The organism is Streptomyces luteolus (genome assembly GCF_029968015.1).
GTDB classification, from domain to species: domain Bacteria; phylum Actinomycetota; class Actinomycetes; order Streptomycetales; family Streptomycetaceae; genus Streptomyces; species Streptomyces luteolus.
Genome location: NZ_JASCIS010000021.1, coordinates 59228 through 78269, shown reverse-complemented (window position 1 = coordinate 78269; position 19042 = coordinate 59228). Strand labels below are relative to the sequence as shown.

At 71.3% G+C, this 19042-nt stretch carries 18 protein-coding genes; 5 read left to right on the top strand and 13 right to left on the bottom strand.

All coding sequences use genetic code 11. The annotated features are described in order from the left end of the window. Positions 1-7 precede the first annotated feature (7 nt). The 3 genes from QIT00_RS21380 to leuA form a co-directional block, all read right to left on the bottom strand. Positions 8-1234, bottom strand: a complete 1227-nt coding sequence (locus QIT00_RS21380; RefSeq protein WP_282536942.1) for a sialidase family protein — start codon at positions 1232-1234, stop codon at positions 8-10. Between the two features lie 122 nt (positions 1235-1356). Continuing rightward, a complete protein-coding gene (locus tag QIT00_RS21375) occupies positions 1357-2058 on the bottom strand; it encodes a TerB family tellurite resistance protein (protein WP_282536941.1) in 702 nt (233 codons plus the stop codon). 187 nt (positions 2059-2245) lie between these two features. After that, a complete protein-coding gene (gene leuA, locus QIT00_RS21370) occupies positions 2246-3976 on the bottom strand; it encodes a 2-isopropylmalate synthase (RefSeq protein ID WP_282536940.1) in 1731 nt (576 codons plus the stop codon). A 295-nt stretch (positions 3977-4271) separates the two neighbouring features. Between leuA and QIT00_RS21365 the strand changes: the two genes are divergently transcribed. From QIT00_RS21365 to QIT00_RS21350, 4 genes are all read left to right on the top strand, one after another. Then, positions 4272-5339, top strand: a complete 1068-nt coding sequence (locus tag QIT00_RS21365) for a M4 family metallopeptidase (RefSeq protein ID WP_282536939.1) — start codon at positions 4272-4274, stop codon at positions 5337-5339. Between the two features lie 38 nt (positions 5340-5377). Continuing rightward, positions 5378-5644: a protealysin inhibitor emfourin gene (locus QIT00_RS21360; RefSeq protein WP_282536938.1), complete on the top strand. Its 267-nt coding sequence runs from the start codon at positions 5378-5380 to the stop codon at positions 5642-5644. Positions 5645-5799: 155 nt separating this feature from the next. Beyond that, positions 5800-7176 carry a GH1 family beta-glucosidase gene (locus QIT00_RS21355; RefSeq protein ID WP_282536937.1) on the top strand — a complete coding sequence of 459 codons (1377 nt, stop codon included), beginning with the start codon at positions 5800-5802 and terminating at the stop codon, positions 7174-7176. Then, positions 7173-8402 (top strand): MFS transporter, encoded by a 1230-nt coding sequence (locus QIT00_RS21350; RefSeq protein WP_282536936.1) that lies wholly within the window; start codon positions 7173-7175, stop codon positions 8400-8402. Before QIT00_RS21355 ends, QIT00_RS21350 begins: the two co-directional genes overlap by 4 nt. A gap of 75 nt (positions 8403-8477) precedes the next feature. On the opposite strand, the gene era is transcribed toward QIT00_RS21350, so the two are convergent. The 7 genes from era to QIT00_RS21315 all read right to left on the bottom strand — a co-directional run bounded on the left by era (position 8478) and on the right by QIT00_RS21315 (position 14766). Beyond that, entirely contained in the window at positions 8478-9440 is a 963-nt protein-coding gene (era, locus tag QIT00_RS21345; protein ID WP_282536935.1) for a GTPase Era, read from the bottom strand. A gap of 85 nt (positions 9441-9525) precedes the next feature. Then, complete coding sequence (locus QIT00_RS21340; RefSeq protein WP_282536934.1) at positions 9526-10011, bottom strand: hypothetical protein; 486 nt, start codon at positions 10009-10011, stop codon at positions 9526-9528. Between the two features lie 206 nt (positions 10012-10217). After that, positions 10218-10568 (bottom strand): cytidine deaminase, encoded by a 351-nt coding sequence (locus tag QIT00_RS21335; protein WP_282536933.1) that lies wholly within the window; start codon positions 10566-10568, stop codon positions 10218-10220. Between the two features lie 82 nt (positions 10569-10650). Continuing rightward, a complete protein-coding gene (locus QIT00_RS21330) occupies positions 10651-11943 on the bottom strand; it encodes a hemolysin family protein (protein WP_282536932.1) in 1293 nt (430 codons plus the stop codon). Then, on the bottom strand, positions 11940-12443 hold the full coding sequence (ybeY, locus tag QIT00_RS21325; RefSeq protein ID WP_282536931.1) for an rRNA maturation RNase YbeY: 504 nt from the start codon (positions 12441-12443) through the stop codon (positions 11940-11942). Before ybeY ends, QIT00_RS21330 begins: the two co-directional genes overlap by 4 nt. A 15-nt stretch (positions 12444-12458) precedes the next feature. Beyond that, complete coding sequence (locus QIT00_RS21320) at positions 12459-13517, bottom strand: PhoH family protein (protein ID WP_282536930.1); 1059 nt, start codon at positions 13515-13517, stop codon at positions 12459-12461. A 157-nt stretch (positions 13518-13674) separates the two neighbouring features. Next, positions 13675-14766 carry a carbohydrate kinase family protein gene (locus tag QIT00_RS21315; protein WP_282537005.1) on the bottom strand — a complete coding sequence of 364 codons (1092 nt, stop codon included), beginning with the start codon at positions 14764-14766 and terminating at the stop codon, positions 13675-13677. A gap of 325 nt (positions 14767-15091) precedes the next feature. Here QIT00_RS21315 and QIT00_RS21310 point away from each other — a divergent pair, with 325 nt between their 5' ends. Then, positions 15092-16390 (top strand): family 4 glycosyl hydrolase, encoded by a 1299-nt coding sequence (locus QIT00_RS21310; RefSeq protein ID WP_282536929.1) that lies wholly within the window; start codon positions 15092-15094, stop codon positions 16388-16390. A gap of 168 nt (positions 16391-16558) precedes the next feature. On the opposite strand, the gene QIT00_RS21305 is transcribed toward QIT00_RS21310, so the two are convergent. Genes QIT00_RS21305 through QIT00_RS21295 form a run of 3 tightly spaced genes read right to left on the bottom strand, consistent with a single transcriptional unit; the run spans position 16559 to position 18885 of the window. After that, entirely contained in the window at positions 16559-17551 is a 993-nt protein-coding gene (locus QIT00_RS21305) for an adenosine deaminase (protein WP_282536928.1), read from the bottom strand. A 21-nt stretch (positions 17552-17572) separates the two neighbouring features. Then, positions 17573-18481, bottom strand: coding sequence for a ribonuclease Z (locus tag QIT00_RS21300; RefSeq protein ID WP_282536927.1), 909 nt, complete (start codon positions 18479-18481; stop codon positions 17573-17575). 50 nt (positions 18482-18531) lie between these two features. Further along, a complete protein-coding gene (locus QIT00_RS21295; RefSeq protein WP_282536926.1) occupies positions 18532-18885 on the bottom strand; it encodes a histidine triad nucleotide-binding protein in 354 nt (117 codons plus the stop codon). Positions 18886-19042 lie beyond the last annotated feature (157 nt).

The window sequence follows — 19042 nt, the reverse complement described above, 5'->3', positions numbered from 1 at the left end:
GCCCTGTCTAGGACTCCCCCAGTTCCCGCACCGCATACCGCCGGAACTCGATCCGCTCGTACGTCCCCGTGTCCCCCGTCTCGTAGAGCAATCCGACCGTACGCCCCTCCACCTGCACGAGGTCCGAGTACGCCGCGGGCAGCTCGGAGACGGTGAGGGCCTTCTCGAAGGTCCGCCCGGAGTCGTCGCTGCGCCACACCGCCATCGCCCGCCGAGCGGTCGGCACGGACGGACCGGAGAACAGCAACCCGCCCCGCCGCCCGGCGAGTTGCAGCACGCTCGCCTGCACGATCGGCACGTCGTTCAGCGTCGGCTGGACCTGGTACGGCCGGTCCAGGGACTCCCCGCCGTCACTGGAATAGGAGTCGAGCCGATTCCCGGCGCTCGGCCCGTGCTGGTCCCGTGCGCTGAAGTACAGTCGCCCGTCGGGGAGTTGGGCCGCGAGTGACTCGTTCGCGTTGTTCACGCCCTCGTACGCGTCCTCCACGAACCCCAGCTCCCAGTTGCGGCCGCCGTCGTCGCTGTAGAGGGCGTGCGCGCCGTAGTACTTGGCCTCCTGGCCGGTGTCGGAGGAGCCGGCGGGCGGCGCGGAGGAGTGGTTGGCCGGTACGACGAGCCGTCCGGCGTGCGGCCCGCGCGTCAGGGCGATCGCGTGGCCGGGCCCGGTGGCGTACCAGCGCCAGTGTCCGGGCTTCACGTCGGCGGTGATGTCACGCGGCCGGGAGAACGACCGCCCGTCGTCCCGGCTGGTCTGCGCGAACACCCGTCGGCTCTGCTCGGCCGTGACCTCGCCCCGCATGATCTGCGCCTCGCTGACCTGCCCGCTGTTGTACGAGGTGAGCAGCACGACGCGACCGGTGCGCGGGTCGACGACGGGCGCCGGGTTGCCCCGCGTGTCCCCGTCCCCGGCGGCGACCACGCTGAGCGGCCCCCACGTACAGCCCCCGTCCGTGGACCGCTTCACGACGACGTCGATGTTCCCGGTGTCTCCGGCGCCCCCGACCCGCCCCTCCGCGAAGGCGAGCACGGCCCCGGACCTCGTTCGCAGGGCGGCCGGGATGCGGAAGGTGTCGTATCCGTCCTCCCCCGCCCGGTACGGAACGGACACCGCGCAACCGGCGGCATCAGGGCGGGACTTGGCCGCCGCGGGGCCGGCCGTCGTGGCGGCTGCCGCGAAGGCGACGGCGAGGACGAGCAGTCGACTGGTACGCAATCCGGACGTAGGACGTCTCATGTCCGGTGAAGCTACAGCGCATGCGAGAGCACGGCAATACCCCGACGGGCAGCGGGAGTTGAGAGCGGTGAGTGCGGCGAGCGGCGGGAGTGGCGAGCGGCGGGCGCGAAGGGCTGGGAGGGCTAGGACGGCGTCCGGGCGGACTCCAGGACCCGCTCCACCTCGTCCGCCCCGATCGTCAGCGCGTTGCCGACCGTCGCGAGCACCTCGCGCTCGGCCGCCGTGTACGGGCCGTCCGCGAGGGCGATGCGGGCCGCCTGGAGGAGGATGGACTCACGGCCCGCGGGGGCGAGGTGGGGCGCGAGGGGGTCGAGGGCCTCGTGGAGCTCTATGGCGAGGGTGACGCCCGCGTCGTCCACGGGGCTGTCGCCGGTCGTGACGCGGCCGGTGTCCGCGGCGAGAGCGTCGACGAGGTTGCTCAACTGGTCGCCGGTGCAGTCGACGTACCCGGCGGAGCGCACCGCGCCGACAGCGATGTCGAGCGCTGTGCGGGAGGCGGTGCCGCCCGCGGTGAGGACGGCGAGGGCGACGGTGTGCACGGCGTCTCTGAGCATGGCCGAGAACCGTACGGTGGTCGGGTGGTCCAGGCAGTCCGTGCCGAAGCGCTGCGCGCAGGACACGCACTCCACGACCGGTCCGGCGACGCCGCGCGAGAGCAGCGGGAAGCCGAGCACGAGGAAGCGTCGACGGCCGGTGCGGCGCTGGTAGTTGCGGTCGCCGCCGCAGCCGGGGCAGAAGAACTCCCCGTCCCCGACGGTGGTCCACGCGGTGCGGATCCCCCAGATACGTGGTTCTCCGACACGTCGTCCCAGGCCTGGCAGCACGCCGCACCTCCGCAACACTTCGGCAACGTCGCCGTATTTACGTGATGTTAGCCACACCGATGATGCGCCGTCAGCACCTTGAGCAGCACATGGCCAAGACCAGTCGGAGGCGAACAGGCACGGAACGGAAAAGGCCCCGCTCATCGGACAGATGAGCGGGGCCCGAGCGCCAGGGGGCGTGGCTGCCTTACCTGCCCGCGCGGTTGACGGCGGAGACGACCGCCTTCAGGGAGGCACGCGTGGTGTTGGCGTCGATGCCGATGCCCCACATGACCTTGTCGTCGATGGCGCACTCGATGTACGAGGCGGCCTGCGCGGAGGCGCCCTCGCTCATCGTGTGCTCCTGGTAGTCCAGGAGGCGTACGTCGATGCCGATGGCCTGCAGCGCGTCGAAGAAGGCCGAGATCGGGCCGTTGCCGGTGCCCTTCAGGGCGGTCTCCTGGCCGTCCACGACCGCGTCGACGGTCAGGGTGTCCACGCCGTCGGTGTCGGTGGTGGTCTGGCCGGAACGCAGCTGGAGGCGCCCCCATCGAGCCGCAGCGTTGGCCTCGTTGGGCAGGTACTCGTCCTGGAAGGTCTCCCAGATCGCGCCCGGCGTGACCTCGCCGCCCTCGGCGTCGGTCTTGGTCTGGATGACCTTGGAGAACTCGACCTGCATCCGGCGCGGCAGGTCCAGCTTGTGGTCGTTCTTCAGGACGTACGCGATACCGCCCTTGCCGGACTGCGAGTTGACGCGGATGACCGCTTCGTACGAGCGGCCGACGTCCTTCGGGTCGATCGGCAGGTACGGGACGGCCCACTCGATGTCGTCGACGGTGACGCCCTTGGCCTTCGCGTCGGCCTCCATGGCGTCGAAGCCCTTCTTGATGGCGTCCTGGTGGGAGCCGGAGAAGGAGGTGTAGACCAGGTCGCCCACGTACGGGTGGCGCGGGTGGACCTCCATCTGGTTGCAGTACTCCCACGTGCGACGGATCTCGTCGATGTCGGAGAAGTCGATCTGCGGGTCGACGCCCTGCGAGAACAGGTTCATGCCCAGGGTGACCAGGTCGACGTTGCCGGTGCGCTCGCCCTGGCCGAACAGGCAGCCCTCGACGCGGTCGGCGCCGGCCATCACGGCCAGCTCGGCGGCGGCGACGGCGGTGCCCCGGTCGTTGTGCGGGTGGACCGACAGGACGACGTGCTCGCGGCGGGACAGGTTGCGGCCCATCCACTCGAAGCGGTCCGCGTGCGTGGAGGGGGTCGAACGCTCCACCGTGGCGGGCAGGTTGAGGATGATCTCGCGGCCCGGGCCCGGCTGGTAGACGTCCATGACGGCCTCGCAGACCTCCAGGGCGAAGTCCAGCTCGGTGTCCGTGAAGATCTCCGGCGAGTACTGGTAGCCGAATTCGGTCTCCGGGCCCAGGATCTTCTCCGCGTACTCCATCACCAGGCGGGTGCCGTCGACGGCGATCTGCTTGATGTCGTCCTTGGAGCCGCGGAAGACGACGCGGCGGAAGACCGGCGCCGTCGCGTTGTACAGGTGCACCGTGGCGCGCCTGGCGCCCTTCAGGGACTCCACGGTCCGCTCGATCAGGTCCTCGCGGGCCTGGGTCAGGACGGAGATCGTGACGTCGTCCGGGATCGCGCCCGGCTCCTCGATGATCGAGCGAACGAAGTCGAAATCGGTCTGGCCGGAGGCGGGGAAGCCGACCTCGATCTCCTTGTAGCCCATCTTGACCAGCTGGTCGAACATCCGGCGCTTGCGCTCGGGCGACATCGGGTCGATCAGGGCCTGGTTGCCGTCGCGCAGGTCGGTGGAGAGCCAGCGGGGTGCCTTGGTGATCCGGTTGGCCGGCCAGGTGCGGTCCGCGATGTCCACCGCGTCATAGCCGCTGTACTTGTGGATCGGCATGGCGGAGGGCTGCTGGAAGTTCGGCATTGCGTAGGGCTCCTCGTGGGGTCCGCGGGGGACGGCCGACGGTCGTTCGTGCACCACTCGACTCCGCGGGGAGGGGGTCGGCCTACGACTACAGGCCCTCGCCGCGGCAGCTAAGAAGAAGCAGCCCGAAACGCATGATGAGAGGGAGCGTAGCCGAGACCGTCCGGTGTGCGTCGACCCGTATCAGTATGCGGGACCACCTTGAGGTAACGGCTCGAACGTGACGATTCCCTCTATTTCGTCAATCCTGGTAGCGGGTAGTGACATGACGATCACGCAATGCCACGGTGGATGGATGGACACCACCCGAACGGGCCTTGAGCCCGTCTACTGCACCATCGTCCCGCCCCACCTCCTCGACCGGCTCTCGCAGGCCGAGAACGCGGCCGTCGCCGGGGCCGCGCGCCACACCCTCCTCCAGGACGAGGCGAACCGCTCCCGGCGTCTGACCACGGCCGCCGCCACCGTCCGCCCCACCGTCGCCCGCGCCGCCGACGCGAAGCCGAACCGCACGATCCACGACGCGCGGAACGGCACGGAACTGCCCGGCACGAAGGTCCGCGCGGAGGGCGGGGAGCCCAGCCAGGACGCCACCGTCAACCGTGCCTACGCCGGACTCGGCGCCACCTTCGAGCTCTTCCTGAAGAGCTTCGAGCGCGACTCCATCGACGGCAACGGCCTCCCGCTGATCGCGACCGTCCACTACGACGAGAAGTACGGGAACGCCTTCTGGGACGGCAAGCAGATGGTGTTCGGCGACGGTGACGGCGAGATCTTCCTCGACTTCACGATCCCGGTCGACGTCATGGCGCACGAGCTCACCCACGGCGTCACGCAGTACACCGCGAACCTCGCCTACTCCGGCCAGTCCGGCGCGCTCAACGAGTCCGTCTCCGACGTCTTCGGCTCGCTGGTCAAGCAGTACACCCTCGGCCAGACCGCCGACCAGGCCGACTGGCTGATCGGCGAAGGCCTGCTCGCCCCCGACGTCCAGGGCGTCGCGCTGCGCTCGATGAAGGCCCCGGGCACGGCGTACGACGACGACGTCCTCGGCAAGGACCCGCAGCCCGGGCACATGGACGACTACGTCGACACCGAGCAGGACAACGGCGGTGTGCACATCAACTCCGGCATCCCCAACCGCGCCTTCCACCTGTTCGCCACCCGCCTCGGCGGGAACGCCTGGGAGCGCGCGGGGCAGCTCTGGTACGACGTCCTGACCGGCGGCGAACTGGCCATGGACTGCACCTTCACCGACTTCGCCAAGGCCACGATCGACCGGGCGGCCGAGCGGTACGGCCGCGGCGACGAGCACGAGGCGGTCGTGAAGGCCTGGTCCGAGGTGGGCGTGCCCACCGCGTAGGCCGTGCGGGGACCGGCTGTGGGGAGTAGACAGAGACCATGCGAATCCACGTCAAGCGCACGGGCGGCTTCGGTGGCATCGAGCGGAACGCCGAGGTCGACACGGCGGAGCTGTCCGACACCCAGGAGTGGCAGGCCCTCGCCGACCAGGCCGTGTCCGAGGCCAGGTCCACCCCGCCGGTCGGTGTTCCGGACGGGTTCACCTACCAGATCACGGTCGGCGAGCACACCGTGTACTGCTCGGACCCCCGGCTCACCGACTGCCAGCGCAAGCTGATCTCCAGAGTCCTGAAGGAAGGCTCGTAGGGCGGTTCCGCGGCGGCGGGAGAGAGGCGGGCGGGAGGCAGGCGAGCGGCGGGCGGGAGGCGGGCGAGAGGCGGGCGGGGTCGCGGGCGGAAGTCCAACAACCCGCCCGCCTCTACCCGTTGACACCGTACTCGCGGGTACGGATGATCCCGCGCATGGCAGCCAGCGCGAGCACGAGCCCCAGCCCCGGCACGAGCAGCACCGCCCTCCCCCGCTTCCCCGGTGACTTCCTCTGGGGCGTCTCCACCTCCGCCCACCAGATCGAGGGCGCCGCCGACCGGCGCGGCCGCTCCGTGTGGGACGCGTTCACGGCCACACCCGGCCGGGTGAAGGACGGCACGACGGCCGATGTGGCCTGCGACCACTACCACCGCTACCGCGAGGACGTCGCCCTGATCCGCGACCTCGGCGTCGGTGCGTACCGCTTCTCCGTCTCCTGGCCCCGGGTGCAGCCCACCGGCGCGGGCCAGGTCAGCGAGCGGGGCCTGGACTTCTACGACCGCCTGGTGGACGAGCTGTGCGCCGCGGGCGTACGCCCCGTACCGACGCTGTTCCACTGGGACACCCCGCTGGTCCTGGAGGAGGCGGGCGGCTGGCGGCGGCGGGACACGGCGGAGCGGTTCGCGCAGTACGCGGCCGTGGTGGCCGCGCGGATCGGGGACCGGGTGCCCACCTGGATCACCCTCAACGAACCCGCCGAGCACACCCTGCTCGGGCACGCGCTCGGCGAGCACGCGCCGGGGCACCGGATGCTCTTCGACGCGCTGCCCGTCGCCCACCACCAGCTGCTCGGCCACGGCCTCGCCGTCCAGGCGCTGCGCGCGGCCGGCGCGGACCACATCGGCATCGCCAACTCGCACGGCCCGACCTGGCCCGCGTCCGACGACCCGGCCGACCGCGAGGCCGCCGACTTCTACGACCTGCTCCTCAACCGGCTCTTCGCCGACCCGCTGCTGCTCGGCCGCTACCCCGACGGCATCGCCGAACTCCTCGACGCCCCCGGCCTCGACGCCGACCTGAAGCTGATCTCCGCGCCGCTCGACTGGTACGGCGTCAACTACTACCAGCCGACCCGGGTGGGCGCGCCCGGTACCGGCCCACAGGAGTTCTCCGGAGTCGCGATCCCGCCCGAACTCCCCTTCGCGCCACGGGAGATCGATGGCTATCCGCGCACCGACTTCGGCTGGCCCGTGGTGCCCGAGGCGTTCACCGAACTGCTCCTGGACCTCCCCCGGCGCTACGGCGACCGGCTCCCGCCCCTGATGATCACCGAGAACGGCTGCTCGTACGACGGGCTCGACGACCAGGAGCGCGTCGCCTTCCTCGACGGCCATCTGCGGTCCCTGCACCGGGCGTTGGCGGCAGGTGTCGACGTACGCGGCTACTTCGTCTGGTCGCTGCTCGACAACTTCGAGTGGGCGGAGGGCTACCGGCAGCGCTTCGGCCTGGTGCACGTCGACTACGACACCCTGGAGCGCACCCCGAAGGCCTCGTACGCGTGGCTGCGTGAGGCCCTTCGGGCGCAGAGATGACGGCCCTGGCCGAACCCGTCACGCGGGTCCGCCCCGCCTGGACCTCGACGCTCTGCCTCGCCAACGGCGCGATCTGGGTGGGCTGGTACGGGCCGTTGCAGATCCTGCTCGCCCTCCAGGCCGCCGAGCTCGCCCCGGCCGGCACGTCCAAGGAGGCGGTCCTCGCCTGGGTCACGGGCATCGGCGCGGTCGTCTCGCTCGCCGCGAACCCGCTCTTCGGCGCGGCCTCGGACCGTACGACGGGACGCTTCGGGCGGCGCGCGCCGTGGATCGTCGCGGGTGCGGCGGGCGGCGCGGCGGCCCTGCTGCTCACCGCCGCGGCGGACTCGGTGGTGGCGCTGACGCTCGGCTGGTGCCTGGTCCAGCTCACCCTGAACGCCGCGTTCGCCGCGGTCACCGCCGCCGTCCCCGACCGGGTGCCCCGGCTCCAACGCGGCTCCGTGGGCGGCTGGTTGGGCGCCACGCAGCTCCTCGGCGTGGTCCTCGGCACGGCCCTCGCCACCGCCGTCGGCGGCATCGGCACGGGCTACGCGGCCTGCGCGCTGTTCACGGCGCTCGGGGTCCTGCCGTACGTGCTGCTGCACCGCGAGCCCGCACTCTCGGTGGAGGACAGGCCCGCGTTCGCCTGGCGGCCGTTCCTGCGCGGCTTCTGGATCAGTCCGCGCCGCCACCCCGACCTGGCCTGGGCCTGGCTCACCCGGTTCCTGATCAACCTGGGCAACACGCTCGTCCTGCTCTATCTCCTCTACTACCTGCGCGACGGGCTGCGCCACCCGGACCCGGAGCAGGGCGTCCTTGTCCTCACGGCGGTCAACGGCGCCACGATGCTCGCCACGGTGGTGGTCGGCGGCGCCTGGTCGGACCGGATCGGCCGCCGCAAGCCGTTCGTCGTCTGGTCGGGGCTGCTGATGGCGGTGGCGACGGCGCTGCTCGCGCTCTGGCAGACGTGGCCGGGCGCGATCGTCGCGGCGATCGTCCTGGGCCTGGCGTTCGGCGTCTTCACGTCGGTCGACTTCGCGCTGATGACGGACGTCCTGCCGCGCGCCGCCGACCGCGGCAAGGACCTCGGCGTGATCAACATCGCCAACTCCCTGCCCCAGGTCGCGGCCCCGGCACTGGCGGCGACGGTGGTGGCCCTCGGCGGTTACCGGGTGCTGTATCTGGTGGCGGCGGGGGTGGGGGTTGTGGGGGCGGTGTTGGTGGGGCGGATCAGGGGCGTCAAATAGAGCCCGTCCGGCGGTTGAGGACGAGCCCGGAGGGCGATCGACCTGGCCCCGGTCCCGGCCCAGGAACGGTCGACCTCAGAACCCGAGCTTCCGGAGCTGCTTGGGGTCCCGCTGCCAGTCCTTCGCCACCTTCACATGCAGGTCCAGGAAGACCGGCGTGCCGAGCAGCGCCTCGATGTGCTTGCGGGACTTCATGCCGACCTCCTTCAGCCGCTTGCCCTTGGGGCCGATGATGATCCCCTTCTGGCTGGGCCGCTCGATGTAGACGAACGCGTGGATGTCGAGCAGCGGCTTGTCCGCCGGGCGGTCCTCGCGGGGCAGCATCTCCTCGACGACCACGGCGATGGAGTGCGGCAGTTCGTCCCGTACGCCTTCGAGCGCGGCCTCGCGGATCAGCTCGGCGACCATGACCTGCTCCGGCTCGTCCGTGAGGTCGCCCTCCGGGTAGAGCGGCGGGCTCTTCGGAAGGAGCGGCGTGATCAGCTCGGCGAGCAGGTCGACCTGGTTCTCGCCGACGGCGGAGACCGGCACGATCTCCTGCCACTCGAAGCCGAGCTCCTTGCCGAGCTGGTCGATCGCGATGAGCTGCTCGGCGAGCTGCTTGCTGTCGACCAGGTCGGTCTTCGTGACGATCGCGATCTTCGGAGTCTTCTTGATCCCGGCGAGCTCCTTGGCGATGAACCGGTCCCCGGGGCCCAGCTTCTCGTTGGCCGGCAGGCAGAAGCCGATCACGTCGACCTCGGCCCAGGTCGTGCGGACGACGTCGTTGAGCCGCTCGCCGAGGAGGGTGCGCGGCTTGTGCAGACCCGGGGTGTCGACGAGGACGAGCTGGGCGTTCGGGCGGTGCACGATGCCGCGGACCGTGTGCCGGGTGGTCTGCGGGCGGTTGGAGGTGATGGCGACCTTCGTGCCGACGAGGGCGTTGGTCAGGGTCGACTTGCCCGCGTTCGGCCGTCCGACGAAGCAGGCGAAGCCCGCGCGGTGGTCGGTGGCCTGGGGCTCGGACTCGGCCGGGGAAGGTGCGCTCATGGCGACCATTGTCCCCGATGCGGGAACGGGCGCCGACCGGGCCCGGCGGCTTCGCCCGCGGCCCGGTCGACTGGAGGGTTCTGTCCGCTGCCGGTCAGTCGAAGACGAACGGTCCGGGCGCGAGTCCTTCGGTGGAGTCGCAGGTCACGGTGATGCCCGAGACCACCAGCTTGAGGGAGCCCGGGTGGTCGAGGGAGTCACCGGAGGCGACGGTCCCGGCCAGCGGTCCCGAGTTCACACCGCCGCCGGCCTCCATCGCCGGGTTGCTCTTGCCGGTGAAGGTGGCGGTGGAGCCGTCGGCCTTCGTCATGGTGAGAGTCGACTCGACGGTGTTCGCCTCGACGGCCACCGGCGTGGTGATCTCCGACGAGGTGACGGTGATGGTGGCGCTCGTGCCGCTCTGGGTCGCGGTCAGGGTGACCCCGCCGCTGCCGTAGATGCCGCAGTCGGCCTTGGTGGTGGCCTCGCCCGGTGCGACGGCGGCGGCGCCGGGTGCCAGGACGAAACCGGCGAGGGCGAGGGAGCCCGTGGCGAGTGCGACGCCCAGGGCTCTGCTCCTGCTCGTACGGGTGCGCTTCATCGTTCACCTTCCCGTTCGTGGGGGAGTGCTCGTGGGGGTGAGCTGGTCAGGTGCGGTGCGCGCGCATAGGACATTGAGGCGCGGGCGGCCTGGGATCACAAGGCCAAGTCCCTTGATTCTTAAGCGACTTGGGAAGACTGCTCAGCTTTGGCGAGAACACGGCGGAGGGCGGCCGGAAACCGGCCGCCCCCCGCATCGGCAGCTTTTCAGCCCGCGCTGACCGTCGCGACGACCTCACCGTCGAGCCCGGCCAGAAGCACCGGCGTCTGAGCGCCGCCCAGGTCGCGTACGGCCGCGCGGTCCTCGTCGGAGACCTCCCCGGCCTCGCTGACGACGGCCGCCGCCTCCAGGGACTTGGCCCCGCTGGCCACGGCCATGGCGACGGCGGTGCGCAGCGCGCTCAGCTTCAGCGAGTCGAGGTCGACGCTGCCGGCGACGTACGTACGGCCCGTCTCGTCCCGTACGGCCGCGCCCTCCGGCACGCCGTTGCGGGCCCGGGCGGAGCGGGCGAGGGTGACGATCTTGCGGTCCTCGGGACCGAGGGCGTTTTCGCTCATGCAGTGAGCATACGAAGCCGGTGGCTCACCAAGACGACAGGGCCAGGCCCAAGCCACGGGGCTCCGCCCCGGACCCCGCTCCTCAGCCGGAGGGGCTGTCTTTGAGAGCCGACGGCTCGACCAGGACCGTCGCGATCCGGTTCCGTCGGCCCGCCGCCGCCTCCGCCGTGAGCCGCAGCCCGCGCCCGTCCGGCAGCTCCACGACCGTCGTCGCGCCCGCGATCGGCACCCGGCCGAGGGCCTTGGCGAGCAGTCCGCCTACGGTCTCCACGTCCTCGTCGTCGAACTCCTCGATGCCGTACAGCTCGCCCAGGTCGCCGATGTCGAGCCGGGCCGTGACCCGGTACGTGTCGTCGCCGAGGGGCTCCACGGGCGGCAGCTCCCGGTCGTATTCGTCGGTGATCTCGCCGACGATCTCCTCCAGGATGTCCTCGATCGTGACGATGCCGGCCGTGCCGCCGTACTCGTCGATGACGACCGCGACGTGGTTGCGCTCCTGCTGCATCTCGCGCAGCAGGTCACCGGCGTTCTTGGTGTCCGGCACGAACGACGCGGGCCGCATCGCCGTCGACACCAGCTCCGACTCGGCGTCCCGGCTGATGTGCGTCTTGCGCGCCAGGTCCTTGAGGTACACGATCCCGACGACGTCGTCCTCGCTCTCCCCGGTGACCGGGATGCGCGAGAAGCCGGAGCGCAGGGCGAGCGTGAGGGCCTGACGGATCGTCTTGTACCGCTCGATCACGATCAGGTCGGTGCGCGGGACCATGACTTCGCGTACGAGGGTGTCGCCGAGCTCGAAGACGGAGTGCACCATGCGGCGCTCCTCGTCCTCGATCAGGGACTCCTTCTCCGCCAGGTCGACCATCGCGCGCAGCTCCGCCTCGGAGGCGAACGGGCCGCGCCTGAAGCCCTTGCCGGGCGTGAGCGCGTTGCCCAGGAGGATCAGGAGCGGCGGGATCGGGCCCATGATCCGGGCGAGCGGGAGCAGGACGTACGCCGCGGCCGTCGCCGTGTTCAGCGGGTGCTGGCGGCCGATCGTGCGCGGCGAGACACCCACCGCGACGTACGACACGAGGACCATCACGCCGATCGCGACGGCCAGCGCCTCCCACGTCTCGGGGAACTCCTGGAGGCACGCGTACGTGACGAGGGCCGCGGCGGCCATCTCGCAGCCGACGCGGACGAGCAGCGCGACGTTCAGATACCGCGTCGGGTCCGCCGCGACCTGGGCGAGCTTCGCGCTGCCGCGGCGCCCGGAGCGCACGGCCTCCTCGGCGCGGAAGCTGGACACACGCGCGAGGCCCGCCTCCGCGCAGGAGGCGAGCCACGCGACGACGACCAGCAGGACGGCGCCGAGAACCAGTGCGGCGCTCACGAGACGGTGGGCGCCGGGGAGGGACCGGTGAGGCCCTTCTCCGCGCGCCAGCCGTCGACGATCGCGGACTGCAGGCCGAACATCTCGGCCTTCTCGTCCGGCTCCTCGTGGTCGTACCCGAGGAGGTGGAGCACTCCGTGGACGGTGAGGAGCTGGAGTTCCTCGTCCATGGAGTGCCCCGTCTCGGCCTCCTCGCCCTGCTTCTTGGCGACCTCGGGGCAGAGCACGATGTCACCGAGGAGTCCCTGCGGGGGCTCCGCCAGGTCGTCGTCCCGGCCCGGCGGGCGCAGTTCGTCCATCGGGAAGGACATGACGTCCGTCGGGCCCGGGAGGTCCATCCACTGGATGTGGAGCTGCTCCATCGCCTCGGTGTCCACGACGATCACCGAGAGCTCGGAGAGCGGGTGGATCCTCATCCGCGCGAGCGCGTAGCGGGCGATGTCGAGGATCGCCTGCTCCTCGACCTCGGTGCCGGACTCGTTGTTGACGTCGATCGACATGTGCTTGGTTTCTCGCTACTTCCCGTGGCGGCGACGGGGCGGCTTGTTCGTCCCGTTCTCCGTGCCGTTCTCGTTGTCGTACTTCTCGTACGCGTCGACGATACGGCCCACCAACTTGTGCCGGACCACGTCGTGGGACGTGAGACGGGAGAAGTGGACGTCCTCGACGCCGTCCAGGATGTCCTGGACCTGGCGCAGACCGGACTTGGTGCCGCCGGGCAGGTCGACCTGGGTGACGTCACCGGTGACGACGATCTTCGAGTCGAAGCCGAGGCGCGTCAGGAACATCTTCATCTGCTCGGCGCTGGTGTTCTGCGCCTCGTCGAGAATGATGAACGCGTCGTTCAGGGTCCTGCCGCGCATGTACGCCAGCGGCGCGACCTCAATAGTCCCCGCCGCCATGAGACGCGGGATCGAGTCCGGGTCGAGCATGTCGTGCAGCGCGTCGTAGAGCGGGCGCAGATACGGGTCGATCTTTTCGTAGAGCGTGCCGGGCAGGAAGCCCAGGCGCTCGCCGGCCTCGACGGCGGGGCGGGTCAGGATGATGCGGTTGACCTGCTTCGACTGCAGCGCCTGCACGGCCTTGGCCATCGCGAGATACGTCTTGCCGGTACCGGCGGGGCCGATGCCGAACACGATCGTGTGGTGGTCGATCGCGTCGACGTACCGCTTCTGGTTGAGGGTCTTGGGGCGGATCGTGCGGCCGCGGGACGAGAGGATGTTCTGCGTGAGCACCTCGGCCGGGGTCTCTGCCGCACCCTCGCCGTTCTCGCCCGCCCTGAGCATGGCGATCGAGCGTTCCACTGCGTCCTCCGTCATCGGCTGTCCGGTGCGGAGCACCAGCATCATCTCGTCGAACAGGCGCTGGATGAGGGCGACTTCGGCCTTGTCGCCCACGGCGCTGATCTCGTTGCCCCGGACATGGATGTCGGCCGCCGGGAAGGCCTTCTCGATCACGCGCAGCAGTACGTCCCCCGAGCCCAGAACGGTCACCATCGGGTGCTTCGCCGGTACGGAGAAGTGGGCTCGTGCCTGACCCTGCGCAGGGGTCTGAGCTGTCGGTGTCTGAGTCATGGGCCGGCTCTGTGGCCTGCTCGTCCTCCTCGATGCGGGGCTGACGCCGCGCGGCTGCTTCTGCTGCTACCAGAGTACGTCGGGGCACCGACAACACCGATAAGTTTTTCGACCGCTCGCCCCGGCGAAAGCCCGCTAGCGCGCCCGCGAAAGCCCGCTAGCGCGCCCCGAACCCGATCGTCGGCACCGCACGCCGCAGCGGCCACGGCCGGACCACGTCGGGCAGCATCGCGTCGAGGAACGCGTACCGCCGCAGCGCCGCCGGCTCCTGGTCGTCGTACGACTGCACATGCCGCCACCACGCGGCCACCTCGACCCAGCCGGGCGCCGACAGGGAACCGCCGAACTCCTGCACCGACAGGGCCGCCGTCAGGCCGGCGAAGGCGAGCCGGTCGGCGAGCGGCCAGCCCGCCAGGGTGCCGGTGACGAAGCCCGCCACGAACACGTCGCCCGCGCCCGTCGGGTCGAGGGCCTCCACCTCGATCGCGGGCACCTCGGCGGTCTCGCCGGTGCGCCCGTCCACCGCGTACGCGCCCTCGGCACCGAGGGTGACGACGGCGAGCGGCACGTGTGCGGTGAGCGCGCGGGCGGCGGCGCGCGGGCAGGACGTGCCGGTGTAGCGCATGGCCTCCTCGGCGTTCGGCAGGAACGCCTCGCAGTGCCGCAGGTCGGGCAGGGCCGCCAGGTCCCAGCGGCCGCTGTCGTCCCAGCCGACGTCGGCGAAGACCCGGGTGCCGCGCTCGGCGGCCTTCGCGACCCACTCCTCGCTCGCGCCGGGCGCCAGGGAGGCGACGGCGGCACGCGCGCGTGGTGGCGTCTCCGGGGCGGGCTCCTGCGGCGGCGGGGCCTCGTGCCCGTGCGAGATCATCGTCCGCTCGCCCTCGTACGCGAGGGACACGGTGACCGGCGAGTGCCAGCCTTGCACGGTGCGCGACGGCTCCAGGTCGATGCCCTCGCCCTTCTCCAGGGCGTCCCAGCAGTACTCGCCGTAGTGGTCGTCGCCGAAGGCCGCGGCGAGCGAGGTGCGCAGGCCGAGGCGGGACAGGGCGGTGGCCATGTTGGCTACGCCGCCGGGGCTCGATCCCATGCCCCGGGCCCAGGACTCGGTGCCGCGCACGGGTGCCGAGTCGAGGCCGGTGAAGATGATGTCCAGGAAGACGGTGCCGGTGAGGAACACGTCGCACGCCGGGTCGTCGGGTGCGCGCACCGCCGCCAGCGGATCGAGGCAGGTCGTGTGGTCGAGCCGGATGCCGGGCGGGCAGCCGCCGTTCGCAGTCTGTTGGTCGAAACTCACCGTGCGCTCCCCGTACATGATGCGTGCAGGTCAGGCCAGTGTGCATCAACGCCGTCCGGCACGGCCGGAATGCCGGTGGAAGGGCGGAGACTTCGCCAGGTCGCCAGGTCGCCAGGTCGCCGGGACGCCGGGTCGCCAGGACGTGTTGGGGCGGCTCAGCGGCGCGGGCGGCCCGCCCCGAGCGGCACGGGGTGGCCCGAGCGGCATGGGGTGGCCCGAGCGGCATGGGGTGGCTCAAGCCGCATGGGTGGCTCAAGCCGCATGGGGTAGCTTCCGCGGCATGAGGCTGACGATTCTCGGTGGCGGCGGATTCCGGGTCCCTCTCGTGTACGGCGCCCTGGTGGGCAGCGAGATCACGGAACTCACCCTGTACGACACGGATCCGCTGCGGCTCGGCGTGATCCGCTCGGTCCTCGACGGGCTGCCGCCGGGCCCGCGGGTCAGGGTGGCCGAGGGGCTCGACGACGCGCTGCGCGGCGCGGACTTCGTGTTCTCCGCGATCCGGGTCGGCGGCACCGCGGGCCGCGTCCAGGACGAGCGGCTGCCGCTCGCGGAGGGCGTGCTCGGGCAGGAGACGGTGGGCGCGGGCGGTGTCCTGTACGGGCTGCGCACGGTGCCCGTCGCCCTGCACATCGCGGAGCGGGTGGCGGCGGTGGCGCCTGACGCGTGGGTCATCAACTTCACCAACCCGGCGGGCACCGTCACGGAGGCGATGGCCTCGGTCCTGGGCGACCGCGTCATCGGCATCTGCGACTCCCCGGTCGGCCTGGTGCGGCGGGCGGCGCGCGCGGCGGGCGCCGACCCGGACTCGGTCTCGTACGACTACGTGGGCCTCAACCACCTCGGCTGGCTGCGGTCGTTGACGGCGCCGGACGGCCGCGACCTGCTGCCCGGCCTGCTCGCGGACTCCACGGCCCTCGGCTCCTTCGAGGAGGGCAAGCTGTTCGGCGCGGAGTGGCTGCGCGCGCTCGGCTCCCTGCCCAACGAGTACCTGCACTACTACTACTTCCGCCGCGAGACCCTCGCCGCGGTGCGCGCCGCCGACGAGACCCGCGGCGAGTTCCTCGACCACCAGCAGGGCGAGTTCTTCGCCCGCGCGGCCGAACACCCGGACCGCGCGCACGCGTTGTGGGAGAGCACGCGCCTGGAGCGCGAGGAGACGTACATGGCGGACAGCCGCGCCGCGACCGGCGGCTGGCAGCGGGACTCCTGCGACCTGGACGGCGGCGGCTACGACCGGGTCGCGCTCGCCCTGATGCGCGCGATCGCCTCCGGCGGGGGTACGCGGCTGATTCTGAACGTCAGGAACGGGTCGACGGTACCGGCGCTTCCCGCGGACGCGATCGTGGAGACGGTGTGCGAAGTGGACTCCCGGGGGGCCCGCCCGGTGCCGTGTGCTCCGCTCGGGGAGGCGGAGTTGGGGTTGATGCTGCAGCTGAAGGCGGTGGAGCGGGCGACGGTGGAGGCGGCGGTCTTCAAGGACCGGGACGCGGCGTTGCGTGCGCTTGCGTTGCACCCGCTGGTGGATTCGCCGGCGGTGGCGGGGCGGATCCTCGCGTCGGTGTCGGCCGAGGCCTGATGACTCCCCTACCCGCCCCTTCCCGACTGTGTCCGATCTGCGGCTGGCGCCGCGTGGCTGCGGCGCTTCGGGGGCCAGCCCCCGGACCCCCGCTCCTCAAACGCCGGAGGGGCTGAATTGTGCCCCGTAAGGGGCGCGGGGAACTGCGCGACCAGCCACGACGGCGGGTCAGTCGAACTCGTACGCCTCAACCTCCGCCAAGTACCGCTCCCGCAAAGCCTCGTCCTCCTCCAGGAAGGACGCCAGGAACGAGTTCCGGGCCAGTTCGCGCAGCTGGTCGTGGTCGAGGGCGAGGGCCTCGCGGACCGCGTGGAACGTATCGCCCACGTACCCCCCGAAGTACGACGGATCATCCGAGTTGACCGTGCACAGCAACCCCGCGGCCATCATCCGCGGCAGCGGGTGGTCCTCAAGGACGTCCACCGCGCGGAGCCGCACGTTCGACAGCGGGCACAGAGTCAGCGGGACGCGGTCCCGGACGAGCCGCTCGACCAGCGCGGGGTCCTCCATGCACCGCAGCCCGTGGTCGATCCGCTCGACGCCGAGCACGTCCAGGGCCTCCGTGATGTACGCCGCCGGCCCCTCCTCCCCCGCGTGCGCGACCCGGCGCAGGCCGAGCGCGGCGGCCGCCTCGTACACCTCGCGGAACTTGGCGGGCGGGTGGCCGACCTCCGCCGAGTCGAGGCCGACGCCGGTGATCCGGTGCAGATACGGCTTCGCGGCCTCAAGGGTCGCGAGGGCCGACTCGGCGGACTCGTCGCGCAGGAAGCACATGATCAGGCGAGTGGAGATGCCGTGCCGCTCCCTGCTGCGGTCGAGGGCGCGGGCGAGGCCCTCGATCACCGTGCCGATGGCGACGCCGCGCGCGGTGTGCGCCTGCGGGTCGAAGAAGATCTCCGCGTGCCGTACGCCCTGTTCGGCGGCGCGCGCCAGATAGGCGTCGGCGAGCTCCTCGAAGTCGGCCTCGGTGTGCAGCACTGCCATCAGTCCGTAGTACAGGTCGAGGAAGGACTGCAGGTCCTCGAAGAGGTACGCGCGGCGCAGCTCCTCGGTGTCGGCGTAGGGCAGTTCGACGCCGTTGCGGGCGGCGAGCGCGAAGGCCAGTTCGGGTTCGAGGGTGCCTTCGATGTGGAGGTGGAGTTCGGCCTTGGGAAGGTGCATGTGCGTACTTTCGCGAGCGGGTCAGGTATGGCGCTTGGGCACAGGGACGGTCGACAGGTCGGCCGCCACGGTCAGTTCCCCCGTGAACCCGGCGGCGCGGGCCTGCCGGGCGAACTCCTGCGGGTCCGCGTACCGCTGGGAGAAGTGCGTCAGGACCAGGTGCCGCACGCCCGCGTCGCGCGCCGCCGCCGCGGCCTGCCCGGACGTCAAGTGGCCGTGGTCGCGGGCGAGTTGCTCGTCCTCGTCGAGGAAGGTCGACTCGATGACGAGCAGGTCGCAGCCCTCGGCGAGCGCGTGCACGCCGTCGCAGAGGCGGGTGTCCATGACGAACGCGAACCGCTGCCCGCGCCGCACCTCGCTGACGTCCTCGATCCGCACCCCGCGCAGCTCACCCGCGCGCTGCAGCCGCCCCACGTCCGGTCCCGCGATACCGCGCTCGGCCAGCAGTGCGGGCACCATCCGCCGCCCGTCGGGCTCGACGAGCCGGTACCCGAAGGACTCCACCGGGTGCGACAGCCGGTGCGCTTCGAGGGTGTACGCGGGCGTGGCGGCCAGCACTCCGTCGGCGCCGACCGGGGCCTCGGTCAGCTTGACGGTCTCGCGGTAGGCGGTGGCGTAGCGGAGCCGGTCGAAGAAGTGCTGCCCGGAGCGCGGGTAGTGGGCGGTGACCTCGTGCGGCACGCGGTCCAGGTTGATCCGCTGGATCACCCCGGCGAGGCCGAGGGAGTGGTCGCCGTGGAAGTGCGTGACGCAGATCCGGTCGATGTCGTGCGCGGCGACTCCGGCACGCAGCATCTGCCGCTGGGTGCCCTCACCGGGGTCGAAGAGGATGCCCTGGCCGTCCCAGCGCAGCAGGTAGCCGTTGTGGTTGCGGTGCCGCGTCGGCACCTGGCTGGCGGTGCCGAGGACGACGAATTCTCGTACGGACAAAGTGAGTTACCAGTTACCGGTTCTTGGGTCTGGGGTTTTCGGCTCGCCGGTTATCCGGGGGGCCACTGCATGCCGCGGCCGCCGAGGAGGTGGGCGTGCGCGTGGAACACGGTCTGACCGGCGCCGCTGCCGGTGTTGAACACCACGCGGTAGCTCTCCAGCTTCTCCTCCGCGGCGACCACTCCCGCCTCGCGCAGCAGGTCGGCGGTGATCTGCGGTTCGGCGGCGGCGAGGGTGGCGGCGTCCGGGTAGTGGGCCTTGGGGATGACCAGGACGTGGGTGGGTGCCTGGGGGTTGATGTCGCGGAAGGCGTACGTGGTGTCAGTCTCGCGTACGACGGTTGCGGGCACCTCGCCTGCGATGATCTTGCAGAACAGGCAGTCGGCGTTTGCCTCACCGGCCATGGGGTCGGCCTCCTCGGTGCGCGTTCGGTCTTGTACGTGCGCATCGTATCCGGCGACCAGGCCCCCGAAAGGGGCGCGGGGAACTGCGCGACCAGCCACGACGGAGCCGCAGCCGAAAGATGGCAGAGATCAGCCTCTCCGGCGTTTGAGATGGGGG

Excerpts from the sequence above, each read along its gene's own strand:
- QIT00_RS21340 (WP_282536934.1), bottom strand. The coding sequence starts at position 10,011 with ATGAAGCGCACCCGTACGAGCAGGAGCAGAGCCCTGGGCGTCGCACTC.
- ybeY (WP_282536931.1), bottom strand. The coding sequence starts at position 12,443 with ATGTCGATCGACGTCAACAACGAGTCCGGCACCGAGGTCGAGGAGCAG.
- QIT00_RS21295 (WP_282536926.1), bottom strand. The coding sequence starts at position 18,885 with ATGGCCGGTGAGGCAAACGCCGACTGCCTGTTCTGCAAGATCATCGCA.
- QIT00_RS21360 (WP_282536938.1), top strand. The coding sequence starts at position 5,378 with ATGCGAATCCACGTCAAGCGCACGGGCGGCTTCGGTGGCATCGAGCGG.
- QIT00_RS21355 (WP_282536937.1), top strand. The coding sequence starts at position 5,800 with ATGGCAGCCAGCGCGAGCACGAGCCCCAGCCCCGGCACGAGCAGCACC.
- era (WP_282536935.1), bottom strand. The coding sequence starts at position 9,440 with ATGGTCGCCATGAGCGCACCTTCCCCGGCCGAGTCCGAGCCCCAGGCC.
- QIT00_RS21365 (WP_282536939.1), top strand. The coding sequence starts at position 4,272 with ATGGACACCACCCGAACGGGCCTTGAGCCCGTCTACTGCACCATCGTC.
- QIT00_RS21320 (WP_282536930.1), bottom strand. The coding sequence starts at position 13,517 with ATGACTCAGACACCGACAGCTCAGACCCCTGCGCAGGGTCAGGCACGA.
- QIT00_RS21310 (WP_282536929.1), top strand. The coding sequence starts at position 15,092 with ATGAGGCTGACGATTCTCGGTGGCGGCGGATTCCGGGTCCCTCTCGTG.
- QIT00_RS21335 (WP_282536933.1), bottom strand. The coding sequence starts at position 10,568 with ATGAGCGAAAACGCCCTCGGTCCCGAGGACCGCAAGATCGTCACCCTC.
- QIT00_RS21380 (WP_282536942.1), bottom strand. The coding sequence starts at position 1,234 with ATGAGACGTCCTACGTCCGGATTGCGTACCAGTCGACTGCTCGTCCTC.
- leuA (WP_282536940.1), bottom strand. The coding sequence starts at position 3,976 with ATGCCGAACTTCCAGCAGCCCTCCGCCATGCCGATCCACAAGTACAGC.
- QIT00_RS21305 (WP_282536928.1), bottom strand. The coding sequence starts at position 17,551 with ATGCACCTTCCCAAGGCCGAACTCCACCTCCACATCGAAGGCACCCTC.
- QIT00_RS21350 (WP_282536936.1), top strand. The coding sequence starts at position 7,173 with ATGACGGCCCTGGCCGAACCCGTCACGCGGGTCCGCCCCGCCTGGACC.